General features: G+C 70.2%; 4 protein-coding genes and 1 pseudogene. All 5 read left to right on the top strand.

The genetic code is table 11. The annotated features are described in order from the left end of the window. The first annotated feature begins 6 nt into the window (after positions 1–6). Positions 7–3381 (top strand): BREX system serine/threonine kinase PglW, encoded by a 3375-nt coding sequence (gene pglW, locus QMQ26_RS31730; protein WP_282203632.1) that lies wholly within the window; start codon positions 7–9, stop codon positions 3379–3381. A 63-nt stretch (positions 3382–3444) separates the two neighbouring features. Beyond that, a pseudogene (gene pglX / locus QMQ26_RS31725) lies at positions 3445–7144 on the top strand (BREX-2 system adenine-specific DNA-methyltransferase PglX). A 31-nt stretch (positions 7145–7175) separates the two neighbouring features. After that, positions 7176–11216 carry a BREX-2 system ATPase PglY gene (gene pglY, locus QMQ26_RS31720; RefSeq protein ID WP_282203631.1) on the top strand — a complete coding sequence of 1347 codons (4041 nt, stop codon included), beginning with the start codon at positions 7176–7178 and terminating at the stop codon, positions 11214–11216. Continuing rightward, on the top strand, positions 11216–14107 hold the full coding sequence (gene pglZ / locus QMQ26_RS31715) for a BREX-2 system phosphatase PglZ (protein ID WP_282203630.1): 2892 nt from the start codon (positions 11216–11218) through the stop codon (positions 14105–14107). The genes pglY and pglZ overlap by 1 nt, the downstream gene beginning before the upstream one ends. A 37-nt stretch (positions 14108–14144) precedes the next feature. Next, positions 14145–15479, top strand: coding sequence for a BREX system ATP-binding protein BrxD (brxD, locus tag QMQ26_RS31710; RefSeq protein WP_282203629.1), 1335 nt, complete (start codon positions 14145–14147; stop codon positions 15477–15479). The last annotated feature ends 28 nt before the right edge of the window (positions 15480–15507 follow it).

Raw genomic sequence — 15507 nt, 5'->3', positions numbered from 1 at the left:
GCAGAGGTGCTGCGCCGGCTGGAAAGCGGGGAGACGCTGCGGCCCAGTGCGCTGGTCGACGGCCTGGACCCGGACATTGACGACCTGGTGGAGGCGGCGACAGCATTCGATCCGGTCCGTCGGCTTGCCGCGCTCGACGACTTCATGGAGATGCTGGAGTTCGTCGAGTCGTCGTTCGCGGCCGTGGCGTCCACTGGGACGAATGCGGATGGCGGTGGGGGTGACGGTGACGAGCCCGGCCCTGCTCCAGAGCCCGAGCCGGAGAGCGATCCCCTGGAGTGTGTCGCGGGTGATGTGCTCGCGGGGCGCTGGGAGGTCGAGCGGCGGCTCGGCACCGGATCGACCGCGCGGGCCTTCCTCGTACGTGACCTGGCCGCCGAGCCGCGCCGTAACGGCTCGCGGCCACCGGTCGTGCTGAAGGTGGCGCTGAGCGAGGCCAAGCATCCGGTCCTGGAGCGGGAGGCGGAGGTTCTCGGCCGGATCCACCAGGACTCGCGGATCATCGGGCTCGCCATCCCCGAGCCACTGACGATCGGCGGCCGCCGGGTCCTCGCCCTTGAGTACGTGGGTGACGCACGCGAGCAGCGCGGTGAGGAGCCAGGGCGCTCTGAGCGGCCGCAGCGCCGTGAGGACACCGTCGCACGACAGCTGCGGGAGGTCGGCCGCCTCGGCATGGACCAACTGGAGGCGTACGGGCAGTACCTCTTCGGTGCTGTCGAGCACTTGGAGGCCGAGGGGATCTGGCACCGTGACCTGAAGCCGGACAACATCGCGATCCGCATCCGGCCGAACGGCACCCGCCAGCTCGTCCTGATCGACTTCTCCCTGGCCGGCTATCCGGCGAAGGAGATCGAGGCAGGAACGGAGGGCTACCTCGACCCGTTTCTCGGCACGTTCCAGCGCGGCGCGTACGACGCGCACGCCGAGCGGTACGCGCTCGCCGTGACCCTGCACGAGATGGCCTCGCGCGAACTGCCGCAGTGGGGCGACGGCTCGGTCACCGCGCGGCAGACGGTCGCGGAGGAGTGGCCGTACCCGAAGATCGCGGCGGATGCGTTCGAGACGCCGGTGCACGACGGCCTGGTGGCGTTCTTCCGTAAGGCGCTCGCGCGGGACGTCAAGGACCGTTTCCCGGATCTGGTCCCGATGGAGCGGGCCTGGAAGCAGATCTTCATCGAGGCGCAGAAGGCGACGGCGCCGTCCACGGGGCACGGTTCCGGTGCGGAGCGGGATGCAGGGGCCAGCGCCGGGGATGAGACTCGGCCAGGTGATGAGAGCGAGGCCGCGCTCCAGATCCGTGAGGAGCAGGCCGCGCGGGCGACGCTGAGCACGCATCTGTCGGTGGCGGGCCTGAGCCCGGCCGCGCTCTCCCAGTTGTATGCGATGGGCCTGAGCACGGTCGGCGATGTCGTCACCTACAAGGCACGCAAGTTCCTCACCGCACCCGGCATGGGTTCGCGTACGCGTGAGGAGATCCAGGGCCGTCAGAAAGAGTGGAACTCGCGGCTGCGGCAGTCGGTCGCGCCGACCAGCACCGAGGCGCGCAGGGAGGCGGAGCGGGAGCTCACCGACCTCGAGGAGTCTCTCGCGCAGGCGGCCGGAGGCGAGACGGCCGCAGAGGTGTACGCGCGGCTGAGCCTGGACGCGCTCGCGGCCCGGTTGGTGCCCAAGCCCGCGACGGGGCGCGGGGGTTCCAACGAGACGACCCGCGAGGGCATCCGACTGCTGCTCGGCATGCCTGACGAGCAAGGCCGGTACCCCTCGGGTCCGGTGTGGGCGCGGCAGGCGGACGTGGCGAAGGCCCTTAAGGTCACCGCGGGCCGAATCCCGCAGATCGTGAAGAAGGCCCGGGAACGCTGGCACGAGGACGCGGCCCTGGGGGTCCTGCGCGAGCAGGTGGTCGAGATCCTCTCCGAGCGCGGCCGGATGGCGTCCGTCGTCGAGATCGCCGACGCGCTCATCGCCCGGCGCGGCACCGAAGTCGCCGACCGGCGCGGCCGTCGGGCGCTCGCGCTGGCGCTGCTGCGGGCGCTGGTGGAGCGGGAGCAGTTCTACGACGCCGAGAAGCACCAGCAGCCGCCGCTGCTGCACTACTTCCACGCACCGGCGCCACGCGGCACGGAGCCCGTGCTCGGCCTGCTTGTCATCGACGTGCGGGAGGGCACGGACAGCCCGGACACACCGACCAAGCCCGCACTGCAGGAGTACGCGGTGAAGCTCGGCGCGAAGGCGGACCGGCTCGCCGGCCTGGAGACATTGCCGACCGCCGCGACCGTGCTGACCGAGCTGGGCTCCGTCGCACCGCCGCCGGGTGTGCTCGGCTGGAACGAACAACGGATCGCCGAGATCGCCGTCGCCGCGTCCACGCGGGCCGCGCTCACACCGCGTCTGGAGATCTATCCGCGGGATCTGGATCTGGTACGCGCCCTGCGCATCACCCAGGCCGGCATGGTCGCCGTCCAGCCGGAGCTGGAGGAAGTGCGCCAGCCGGGCCTGCGCGTGGAGGACGTGCACAAGCTGGTCCACACCCGCTTCCCCGGTCTCGGCGCCGACCCCCTCGTCACGGCCGAACTCCCCACCGGGGCAGAGTTGGTGACGGCACTGCGCAAGGCCGGTTTCGACCTGAAGCTGGAGACCCGCTACGACCGTGTGCTGCGGCTGCTGCCCAACCGCCCTGCGGGCGCCGGGGCCAGCGGCAGCCAGGTGACGACGTACGGGAGTTCGCGGACGGGGACCATCCGATCCGGGGCTACGTCGTCCGCGAGCCGGCAAGGCGCTGCCCGGTACGACGCCGACCAGGCTGTACGGGCCGCGGCCACCGCCGAGCAACGGCTGACGCATGATGCGGGCAAGGACGGTCTGCGTGTGCTCACCGTGCCGTCGCGCGGTGCGCACACGGCAGCACGGCTCCTGACGCAGGAGCCGTACGGGGCAGAGGCGGTGTCGCTGACCGGGCTGTTCCTCGACGAGCTGCACGCGATGGTCGACGGGCGGCCCCAGCCGACCTGGCAGACGGTCCTCGAGGCGGACGCTGCCGCGCCCGGTTCGCGGGGCCGGCAGAACCTCGGCGTGGTCGCCAGGCGGGCGTGGCACCAGTTGGAGCCGAAGCTCGCGGCCCGACTCGAGCGGGTCCCGGGGGCTGGCGGGGGGCCGCTGTTGCTCACCGAGGCCGCAGTGCTGGCCCGTTACGACGCGCTGGACGTCCTGGACCGGCTCGCCGAGCTGGCACGGGAGGGGCGGCGTCCGCTGTGGCTGCTCGTCGCCCAGTCCGACCCGTCGGACACGCCACGCCTCGCAGGGAAGGCCGTTCCGTACCAGGCGGCGCTCGGCGAGTGGATCCACGTGCCGGAGGCGTGGGTGACGGCGCGTTCCGATGCCTGACAATTGACCACAGACGCCCCCCATACCGCCCACCTCACGCATCATCCGAACGGGAGCCCATCCGTGATCGAGCGCAAGCCCCTCCTCGCCGACCTGCAGCAGCAGGTCAAGGCGGCCGAAACCGACCTGGACTCCCAGGTCAAGGCCGTACCCGAGGTGGGCGCACGGCTACGCGGGGAGTACGAGCAGGCGCGCAAGGCGGACCGGACGGCCGCCACGTGGAACGCGTGGCTCGGCGAGCGGGTCACGCAGGTCGCCGTCGCGTGGGTACTCGGCACGGTCTTCGTCCGCTTCAGCGAGGACAACGGCCTGATCGCCGAGCCGTATATCACCGCACCGACGGTGGCCGGACGCGACGTCGCGCAGGCGCGGTACGAGGAGTACGTCGACCAGGACGCCGACCCGACCTACCGCGGCTGGCTGGAGACCGCTTTCGCCGAACTGGGCGCGGGCCCGGCCGGGCGGCTGCTGTTCGACCGGCGCCACAACCCGCTGTTCCAGATCCCGCTCTCGCACGAAGGCGCGGGCGCGCTGCTGGAGTTCTGGCGGCGCGAGAACGGCGAGAACGGAACGCTGGTCCACGACTTCACCGACCCGCTGGAGGAGGGCGGCGACGGCACGAAGGGCTGGGACACCCGGTTCCTGGGCGACCTGTATCAGGACCTGAGCGAGGCGGCTCGGAAGACGTACGCGCTGCTGCAGACCCCGGAGTTCGTCGAGGAGTTCATCCTCGACCGGACGATGAAGCCGGCGGTGCGGGAGTTCGGGTTCGAGGGCCTGAAGATGATCGACCCGACGTGCGGGTCAGGCCACTTCGTGCTCGGCGCGTTCCGGCGGCTGGTGCGGCTGTGGGCGGACGAGCGGCCGGCCGTGGGCTCGTATGAGCGGGTGCGGGCGGCGCTGGAGTCCGTACACGGCGTGGACCTCAACCCGTTCGCGATCGCCATCGCCCGGTTCCGACTGCTGCTCGCGGCGATGGCGGCGGGCGAGATGCGGACCTTCGCGGAGGCATCGGCATACGAGTGGCCGATGGGGCTCGCGGTGGGCGACTCGCTGCTGCCGACGGAGTTCCGGCAGGAGGGGCTCTTCGAGGTTGCGGGGGCGGCGGTGGAAAGGGCTGAGGACCCGTACTTCGCGCTGAGCACGGAGGACGTCTTCGAGTACCCAGAGATTCTGCGGAAGGGCCGCTACCACGTGGTGGTGGGGAACCCGCCGTACATTACGGTCAAGGACAAGACACTCAACAAGGTGTACCGGGAGCTATACAAAGACGTCTGTTCCGGCAAGTACGCACTGTCGGTGCCCTTTGCGAAGCGGTTCTTCGAGCTCGCAGTACGGGGCGACGACCCGAGGAGCGGGCGCGGGTATGGCATGGTCGGCCAGATTACGGCGAACTCCTTCATGAAGCGGGAGTTCGGCACGAAGCTGATCGAGGGCTTCTTCCGGGACAAGATCGAACTCACGGAGGTTATTGACACGTCGGGGGCCTATATTCCCGGCCATGGCACTCCCACGGTCATCCTCATCGGCCGCCCCGGGAAGGCGCCAACCGCCAGGTGACGATCCGCACGGTACGGAGCATTCAGGGCGATCCTTCAGCGCCGGAGAATGCTAACGAAGGGCTCGTCTGGCGCGCGATCACCGGCCAGATTGACCGTCCGGGAAGTACGGGACAGTGGATCTCAGTCGGCGATTTGGAGCGCGGCCGTTACTTCGGCAAGCAGCCGTGGGTGCTGGCGGACGGTGGACGCGAGATCCTGGATCAGGTTGGAAACCGAGCACAGGGCACAGTAGCCAATCAAACCCTTCGGATTGGCTTCTACGGCGTTATGGGGTCCGACGACGCCATGACCGCGCCCCGCGATGTCTTCACTCGCCACCAAGCAGAGACCAGCAGCATCCGCCCACTCTCAATCGGCGACGAGATCCGCGATTTCTCCTTCAGAAATGGGGACGATGCGTTCCATCCCTACGGAAAGAACAAAAAGCTGATCCAGCTCCAGGATATTCCCCATATCTCCCGTTGGATTTGGCCATATCGCACCGAGCTGGGGAATCGCGCAACTTTTTCCGGCAAAACTTACTTCGCCGAAGATCGTCCGTGGTGGGAGTGGCACCAGATCCCCCGGGATAGCGACGCCCATGGCTGGGCGATCGTTTTCGCATTCGTCGCCACACACAATCACTTCGTGCTGGATCGAGATGGAAAGGTGTTCAACAGGTCTGCCCCTGTAATCAAGCTGCGGGAGGGGGCGACGGAGGAGGAGCATCTAGCGCTGCTTGGGGTGCTAAACAGTTCCACTGCCGGGTTCTGGCTCAAGATGGTAAGCCACAATAAGGGTTACACCGTGGACACGCAAGGAGCACGCCAGTCCACAATCCCCTTCGAGGACTTCTACGAATTCACTGGCACGAAGCTCCAAGAGTTCCCCCTTCCCACAGCCTTCCCCACCCCCATCGCCACCGCCCTCGACGCCCTCGCCCAGGAGCTGTCCGCCGCCTCCCCCTCTGCCCTCGCCGCCCGCGAGACGCCGACCTCCGCCGCCCTGCGCGAGGCCCGTGCCCGCTACGACGCGATCCGTGCCCGCATGATCACACTCCAGGAGGAGTTGGACTGGCAGGTGTACGGGCTCTACCAGCTGCATGCCGACGAGCTGCGCATCCCCGAGGCCGACACCGACCCCGAGAGCACCTCCGTCCCGCCCCTCGCTCTCGGTGAGCGCGCGTTCGAGATCGTGCTCGCCCGCCGCATTGCGGCCGGCGAAGCCAGCGACGAGTGGTTCAAGCGGCACGGGTCGACGCCCATCACCGCCATCCCCGAGCACTGGCCCGCCCCTACCGTACCCTCGTCCAGAAGCGCATCGACGCCATCGAGGCGAACCGCGCCCTGAACATGATCGAGCGGCCCGAGTACAAGCGCCGCTGGGCCACCGACGGGTGGGACGCCATGCAGGACAAGGCGCTCAAGGCGTGGCTACTCGACCGGGTCGAGGATCGGCGGCACTGGTTCGACCAGGAGGGGAACCCGGCCCTGGTCTCCCTCGCACGTCTCACCGAAGACCTCAGCACAGACGCCGAGTTCGTGTCCGTCGCCGAAATCTACGCGCCGCGCCAGGACTTCGCGAAGACGGTGCGCGAGCTGCTCAGCGAGGAGCACGTGCCGTTCGTCTCGGCCCTGCGCTACAAGCCGTCCGGGCTGAAGAAGCGCGCCGACTGGGAGCACGTCTGGGATCTCCAGCGCCAGGAGGACGCGGCCGAGGACGAACCCGCCAAGCGCAAGGTCCGCGAGCGCACACCCGTGCCGCCGAAGTACACCTCCGCCGACTTCCTCAAGCCCTCCTACTGGCGGGCCCGCGGCAAGCTCGACGTACCCAAGGAGCGGTTCGTCTCGTACGGGTCGGCGAATGTCCAGCAGCCCGCGCTCTACGGCTGGGCGGGCTGGAACCAGCTTGAGCAGGCGCTCGCGCTCGCCTCGTACCTCCAGGACGCCGGTACTGGGATCGAGGGCGCGGACCTCGTCCCGTACCTGGCGGGGCTGCTCGAACTGCAGCCGTGGCTCGACCAGTGGTTCGGCGAGTACGACCCGGACTACGGGGCCGCTCCCGCCGCCGAGATCCTCGGGTTCCGGCATCTCAAGCAGGGTGAACTCGGGCTCACGGACGCGGACTTGAAGGGCTGGAAGCCTGCCGCCGCCACCCGCGGCGGGCGCACGGCGACCGCGAAGTCCCCGAAGACCGTAAAGACCCCGAAGTCGGACAGCTGAGCCGGGACCGGAGAGGCAAGAGAGTCACACCATGGCGTTCATGAAAAAGGGCAAGCCCCACGCCGAGGACCGGCCGCTGCTGCGCGAGTTGATCGACATCAAGACGACGGTGTCGACGTCCGACTACGTGCTGCGGCTGAGCGAGGCCGTCACCCCCGAGGGCGCGGTGGCGGCGCTGCGCGACTACGTCGTCACGGACCGGCTGAAGAAGAACTTCGACGACGCACTGGGCTACATCAAGGCTGCGTTGGACGGCCACTCGTCCAAGGCCGTCTATCTGCACGGTTCGTTCGGTTCCGGTAAGTCGCACTTCATGGCGGTGTTGTACGCGCTGCTGTCCGGGCATCAGGCGGTCCGCTCCCGCGAGGAGTTCGACGCCGTCCGCGCCAAGCACGCGTGGCTGGACGAGGACGGACGCAAGTTCCTGCTGGTGCCGTACCACATGCTGTCGGCGAAGTCCCTCGAACAGCGCGTGCTCGGCCGCTACGTCGACCACGTCCACAAACTGCACCCCGCCGCTCCGCTGCCGCAGGTCTACCGCACCGACGGTCTCTTCGAGGACTTCGCCCAGCAGCGCCGGTTCAATGGCGACGCGAAGGTCATCGAGCAGCTGTCCCAGGCCGCCGCGCCCGACTCCTCACCCGCCGCCACGCCCTCCGGCGGCGCTGGCGCCGCCGACAACGACGGCTGGGGCGACCTCGTCCCGGCCGGGGACTCCTCGTTCCGGTGGACGTCCGAGTTGCTCGACACCGCAGTGTCCGCGCCCGAGGAGCACGAGAACACCAAGCAGCTCGACCTCAAGACCCCCACCACCCCGCAGGAGCTGCGCGCCCGACTGGTGCAGGACCTCTCGCAGACGCTCTTCCCGGCTTTCGCCCGCAACTCCTCCGAGGACGCGGAAGCGTTCGTCTCTCTCGACCGAGGGCTCGGGATCATCGCCGAGCACGCCAAGTCGCTCGGGTACGACGGCCTGATCCTCTTCATGGACGAGCTGATCCTGTGGCTGGCCGGTCTGATCTCCGATCAGAAGGCGATGTCCCGCGAAGCCGACAAGATCACCAACCTGGTGGAAGGCGCCGACGAGCGGCGCGCGATCCCGATCGTGTCGTTCATCGCGCGCCAGCGCGACCTGCGGGAACTCGTGGGCGAGGAGCTCTCGGGCGCGGCCGAGGTGGCCGTACAGGAGGGTTTGAAGCTGAGCATCGGCCGCTTCGACAAGATCACGCTGGAGGACCGCAACCTCCCCCAGATCGCCCAGGCCCGGCTCCTCAAGCCCCTCACTCCCCAGGCCGAGGCGCAGATCGACACCGCCTTCGACGAGGCGAAGCGGCTCAGCCCGGACGTGTGGCAGACGCTGCTCGGGGACGACAAGTCCACGACCGGCGCCGACGAGGAGTCGTTCCGGCGGACGTATCCCTTCTCCCCTGCCTTCATGGACACCCTCGTCCACATCTCGGGTGCGCTGCAACGCTCCCGTACCGGCCTGAAGCTGATGGGGCAGCTGCTCTCCGACCACCGCGACGACTGGCGGCTCGGGCAGCTCGTCCCGCTCGGCGACCTGTACCCGGCGCTCGTCGGCGGCGGCGACCAGGCGTTCACAGGTGAGGAGGAGGTGCACTTCAAGGCGGCCGACAAGCTGTACCAGGAGAAGCTCCGACCGTTCCTGCTGCGCGCGCACAACCTCGACGAGGACACCGTCGCCACCTACCGACGCGACCCGAAGTCCCTCACCGACCCACAACTGGCGTCCCGATGCCGGGACTTCACCGGCGACGCGCGCCTGATGCACACCCTGCTGCTGTCCGCGCTCGCGCCGACCGTACCGGCGCTCGCCGATCTGACGCTGAAGCGGCTCCACGCGCTCAACTACGGCTCGATCATCACGATGATCCCGGGCACCGAGGTGTCGCGGCTGTTCACGAAGGTCAACGAGTGGGCAGCCGCCATTCCGGAGATCAAGCGGACCGGCACGGACGCCAGTCCCGCCGTACGGCTCGAACTCACCGGCATCGACCTGGAGGCGGTTCTCGCCAACGCCCGGGTCCACAACAACCAGGGCGCCCGCAAGGCCAGGATGCAGGCCCTGCTGAAGGAAGCCCTGGCCATCACTCGGGGCCCGGACGGACTGGGCGGGTACGACCTGCTCAACCTGGTGTGGAAGGGCACCCAGCGGCACGTAGAGGTGGTGTTCGGCAACGTCGCGGACGTCGACTCGCTCAACGAGCTGGACCTCGCCCCTGCCGGCGACGACGTCTGGCGCCTCGTCGTCGACCTGCCGTACGACGAAGGCGAGTTCACGCCGGTCGACGACGTGCAGCGCCTGCGCAAGATCCGCGAGAAGACCGGCGGCACGGTGCGCACCCTGGCGTGGCTGCCCAGCCACCTCACCCGCGCCGCGCGCGACGACTTCGAGCTGCTGGTCGTCATCGACAAGCTCCTCGCCGACGACGACCGCTTCGACAACGAGTACGCGCGCCGCCTCAAGCCCGACGACAAGATCAGCGCCAAGGGCATGTTCGCCTCGCAGCGCGAGCGCCTCACCGAGGAACTCGGCAAGGCGCTGAGGCAGGCGTACGGGCTGGAGCAGAAGAAGGAGGGCAAGGTCGCCCTCGACTTCGACCAGCACCTCGTCCCGCTCCGCAGCGACCTGCCCGAGGACAGGCTGAAACTGCCGATCGGCGCCACCCTGCACGGCGCCGCCCGCGAACTCGCCAGCAAGCTCCTCGCCGTACAGTTCCCGGCCCACCCCGACCTCGACCCGGACAACCGCGGACACGCGGTGACCCCGACCGAGCTGCGTACGGTCTTCGGGTACGTGCGTCAGGCGGCGGAGAGCCCGGACGGACGGGCCGAGGTCGCGGCCAAGGACCGCCAGGTGATGGCGCGGATCGCGGGCGGCCTGCAGCTGGGCACCCAGCAGGAGGCGTACTACAAGCAGTCCTCGTACTGGCCCGACCACTTCCAGCGGCTCGCCCGACAGGACGGCGTCGCCGAGCCGACCCTCGTCCGGCTCGGCGACTGGATGAACGAGCCCGCACCGCGCGGCCTGCCCGAAGCAATGCAGAAGCTGGTGGCCTCGGCGTACGCGGAGATGACCGACCGGGTGTGGGTACTCGGCGGATCACTGATCGACCCCGCCCCAGCCACCCCCGCCGATCTCAGGCTCACCTACGGGCTGCGCGAGCAGCCGCTGCCCGACGAGGCGGACTGGGTGGAGGCGCAGGCCCGCTTCCAGGCAGTGTTCGGCGCGAAGCCGCCGCAGTTGCGGCGCGGGCGGATCGTCAACCAGTTCGCCGGGCAGATCCGGCAGCAGGCACGCGGCTTCGTCGACGACGCGGACCGGCTGGTGGCCGCCCTCGAGCGGAACCGGTCACAGCTCGGGCTGGACGACGCCTCACCGCGCCTGGATCTCGCCCGGCGGGCCACCGCCCTGGTGCGGACCTTGGCCGGGGACCCCACGGTGGCGGGGACCGCTGCCGCTTCGGGCGGGGCGAAGGGTGTCGTGGAGACACTCGCGCGGTTCGACCTCGGCGGGTTCACGGCGCAGCGGTTCGGTACGTCGCTGAAGACGGCCGGGAAGGTGACGGACGCGCTACACCGGGCGGGCTGGGAGGAACTGAAGCTGGCGGACGGCTACGGCGTCGAGGGCCTGACGATCGTCACCCGCCTGCAGGAAGCCGCTTCGGGCGATCCCGTTGAATTCCCGGACTTTCCCGCGCTGTTGAGCACGGTGGGGGGCAAGGTCATCGCTCTGGTGCAGCGCGAGCGCGCGGCCAGGCAGCGGGCCGAGCAGCAGGCTGAGCGGCCGGAGCCGGTGGTCTTCGCGAAGCCGGACGACATCGACCTCAACGGCGGTTCCGCACATCCGCCGATCAGCACCGGAGAAGCGACGGCTGGGGAAGCGGTAGGCGGAGAGGCAGTGGGCAGCCGGCGCACGCCCGGCGCGCGCCACTCCGGCGGCGGCCGTACCACCGCCGCGCGGGCCGTCGCCTCGCTGCGGGCGGAGATCGCCGAGCTGGCCGAGCTGAATCCGGACGCCACCGTCGAGATCAGTTGGAAGGTCGTCGACTGATGCCCGAGACCGCCACGACTGTCGCCGCCGCAGGACCACCGCGGCTTCCGGCGGCCACCGTCGCCCAGTACGTCGCCTCCCGCAGCGCCCTGAACGACGGGGGGCGCCACGTCCTGCTGCTGCGGGCCGCCCCGGTGTGGGACGGGCCTGCGGTGTTGCGCGCCCCGAACGGGGTGCGGGCCCGGGTGACGGCCGTGCCTTCGGTGCTCGGCGTGCACGAGCAGATCCTGCGCCACCTGAGCGGCAACGACGGACCAGGCACTGCCGGTCCTCTTGTCCTCGTTGTCCTGACGGACCGTGAGGACACCGAGCTCGACCCCGCGCTCTTGGCCCGTACGTACGGGCGGCGGATCCGCGAGGTCGACAACTGGGAGGTCGTCCAGGCCGCGTTCGGCGCTCAGGACATCGACGTGCGGCTGCGCGCCGAGAAGTGGGCGGCCGAGGCCCTGCTCGGCTCGGCCGGGCGGCTCGACCGAGCTGGGTTGGGCCGGCGGGTTCTCTCTCGCGATGAGGCGCTCGGGCTGCTCGCCCGGCGCGTCCTCGGCCTCGACGAGGCAGCCGAGGCGGGCCTGGTGGAGCCGTCCGCGGCCGGGGAGCGGATCGACGCGGTACAGCTGCTGCGCTGGACGCTGCTGCCCGGCGGTCCGCAGCGCCTCGCCGGGGCGCGGGCCGCCGAGCGGCGAGGCATCGGACGCTTTCTCGGCGAGCCCGACCAGGCGGGTTCGACGGGGCGTTGCGTCGTCGCGCTGTGCGAGGCGGGCAACGGCTCGGACGCACTCGCCTTCGCCGTGGTGTGCGCCGCGCTGTGGGCGCGCGGGAGCGGTGGCGAGGCGGTGTTCCGGGCGCGTGGGCGCGCCGAGCGGTTCTTCGGCGAGCGGCTGCCCGGCAAGGGCGAGGAACTGGACGATCTCTTCGCCGTGTTCGGCCGGACCGGCGAGGGGTATGTGCGCTCCCTGCTCGAGCGCGGTGAGCGTCGGCTCGCCGACCCGGTGCTCGCGCGGGCGGCGCAGCTCACCGCGCAGTTCGGCGCCGAGTCAGTGGCCGGGGCGAGCCTGGTGCTTCAGAGCGGGCTCGATGCCCGGTTCACGGCGGCCGGCCACGCCCTGGCCGCGCAGGATCGCGCACAACTCATGCAGTTCCTGGGCGAGTTGTCCGAGCATGCGCTCGCCGGGGAGACACAGACTCTGGCCCGTGTCGAGCGGGTGCGGATGGCCGCGCGGCTGCGGCGGTGGCTCGACTCCGAGCCCTCCGCGGAGATCCCCACCGTGGCGGCGGGCATAGAGCGGCAGCTGGCCGAGTTCGGCTGGGCCGACCGGGCGCTGGAGCACCTGGAGGCCGGCGGCGACGAGGACGCCGTCCTCGCGGCCGCGTACGACACCGTCGCCCGCGAGGTGCGTACCCGACGCCGACACCTGGACCGCGAGTTCTCCGAACGGCTCGCCGTGTGGACCGCAGGGGGAACACCGCCGAAGTCGCTGTTGACGGTGGAGACGTTCCTTGAGCGGGTCGTCGCGCCGATCACGTCGACCTCCGTCGGGCGGCGCATCCTGCTGCTCGTCATCGACGGCATGAGCGCGGCGATCGCCGCCGAACTCGGCGAGGAACTGCGGCGCGGCTGGGCCGAGTTCGATCCCCTGGCAGGGACCTCGCGCGAGTCCGGGCCGGTACGACGGGCGATGGCGGCGGCGCTGCCAACGCTGACTGCCGTCAGCCGCACCAGCCTGTTCGCGGGCGCGCTGATGAAGGGCGACCAGGGCGACGAGAAGCGGCTCTTCCCCCAGCACCGCTTCTGGAAGAACGCACCCGCCGCCGTGTTCCACAAGGACGACCTGCGGTCCGAGGAGACCGGATCGCCGTTCTCGGACGCCCTGAGCACGGCCCTCGCAGCCGAGCGCGGGCATGTCGCGGTCGTCCTCAACACCGTTGACGACCGGCTCGCCAAGGAACAGAAACTCGGCAACGGCGCCTGGACGGTCAGCGAGGTCGGCGGGCTCGCCCCGCTGCTCCGCGCCGCGCGTGCGTCCGGTATGACCGTACTGATCACCTCCGACCACGGGCACATCGTCGACCGACACGGCGAGCGGGTGGAAGCCGGCAGCGGGGTCATCGGCTCCGCGCGGCACCGTACGCCGGGCGGTCCGGTGGCCGAGTGCGAAGTCGAGCTGTCCGGGCCGCGGGTGGTGTGGCCCGAGCCCGACGGGGCGATCGTCGCCCTTCGCGACCATGACAGCCGCTACACCGCCCGCAAGGCCGGCTACCACGGCGGCGCCACCCTTGCCGAGGTCGCCATCCCGGTCCTCGCGCTGCTGCCGTTCGGTGCCGAGCCGCCCAAGGGGTGGCGGGAGGTGAGCGATCCGACACCGGCATGGTGGTTCCTCGACGCCGAGGCCGAGATCCGCGAACCCGCTGCACCAGCGGCCCCGTCCGTTTCTGCGAACAGCGCGAAGAAGCCGAGTCGCCGACGTACGCAGCAGCCGGCGGAAGTGACCCTCGGTCTGTTCGACATCGACGAGGTCGCCATCCCCGAGTCGCAGCCAGAACCTCAGACCGCACCGCAGCCGGAGCAGCCCGCACCGTCCGCAGGACCTGCTGCCGACCTCGTACGACGGCTGACCGCGAGCGAGCTCTACCAGGCGCAGCTCGATCTGCTCGCCCGCAAGCCACGCGGTGACGCCGTACCGCGCGCACTGACCGCGCTGGTCGAAGCGGGCACGCTGTCGATGACCGCGCTCGCCGAGCGCGCCGGGCAGCCCGCCACGCGTGCGGCAGGCTTCGCGGCGACCCTCGCGCAGCTCCTCAACCACGACGGCGCACCGATCCTGGAGATCCTCCCCGACAACCGCACGCTGCGGCTCAACCGGGCGCTCCTGCGTACCCAGTTCGAGCTGTAAGCCCCATACATCCTGACTGAAAAGGCAACGTAAGCACGTGAACAATCCTGAAGCGGCAAGCGGCGCTGTCGGCGCGGTACGGCGGCGGGCCGTCCTCGACGCGCTGCGCCGCGGCGCCGTCCCTGACAGCGGCCTGGACCTCCTGGCCACCGGTCTGGGCCGGTTCGAGCAGGCCGTGGACGAGGAGCTACAGACGGCCGCGTCCGGCGGATCGGTGTTCAAAGCGGTACGCGGTGAGTACGGCTCCGGCAAGACGTTCTTCACCCGGTGGCTCGCCGAACGCGCCAAGCGCCGCACGTTCGCCGTCGCCGAAGTGCAGATCTCCGAGACGGAGACGCCGCTGCACAAGTTGGAGACGGTGTACCGGCGGCTCACCGAGCGGCTGACCACGGCGAGTTTCCCGCCTAGTGCGCTGCGGCCGGTCATCGACGCGTGGTTCTACGCGCTGGAGGAAGACGCGCTGGACGACGGGATGGGTGAGGACGAACTGCCCGCCACTGTTGAGCGGTTGCTCACCGCGCGGCTCGCCGAGGTGTCCCGGCACGCACCCGCCTTCGCGACCGCGCTGCGCGGGTACCGGCAGGTGCTCCAGGCCGGTGACGAGGCGACGGCCTCAGCAGTCCTGTCCTGGCTCGGCGGACAGCCTCACGTCGCCGCCTCCGCTCGGCGCGCCGCAGGGGTGCGCGGCGACCTGGACCACTTCGGCGCGTTCGGTTTCCTGCAGGGGCTGCTCACCGTGCTGCGCGACAGCGGGCACGCGGGCCTGGTCCTGGTCCTCGACGAGGTCGAGACACTGCAGCGGGTACGGTCCGACGCCCGTGACAAGGCCCTCAACGCGTTGCGGCAGTTGATCGACGAGGTGCACTCCGGCCGCTTCCCCGGCCTGTACCTCATCATCACAGGCACCCCGGCGTTCTACGACGGCCAGCAGGGCGTGCAGCGCCTCGCACCGCTCGCGCAGCGCCTGGCCACCGATTTCACCACCGACCCGCGCTTCGACAACCCGCGTGCCGTGCAGGTGCGGCTCCCCGGCTTCACGGCCGACTCGCTCACCAGCCTCGGAGCCACCATCCGCGACCTGTACGGGCAAGGAGCCGACTCCCCGGAGCGGATCGGCAAACTCGCCGACGACACGTACGTCGCCGACTTGGCGGGCGCGGTCGGCGGGGCGCTGGGCGGGAAGGTGGGGGTGGCGCCGCGGGTGTTCCTCAAGAAGCTCGTGGGCGATGTCCTGGACCGTATCGACCAGTTCCCCGACTTCGATCCACGCGTCCACTACCGCCTCACCCTGCGCGGTGGTGACCTGACCGACGTGGAGCGCAACGCGGCTGCCCTCACCGGGTCGGCGGACGAGATCGAACTGGAGCTGTAGCCGTGGGCTCGGGAGTGGTGGGTCCGGC

It is taken from the genome of Kitasatospora fiedleri, assembly GCF_948472415.1.
In the GTDB taxonomy this organism is placed as follows: Bacteria; Actinomycetota; Actinomycetes; order Streptomycetales; family Streptomycetaceae; genus Kitasatospora; species Kitasatospora fiedleri.
Note: the sequence above shows the minus strand (reverse complement) of the source record. Positions and strands in the feature narration are given on the sequence as shown.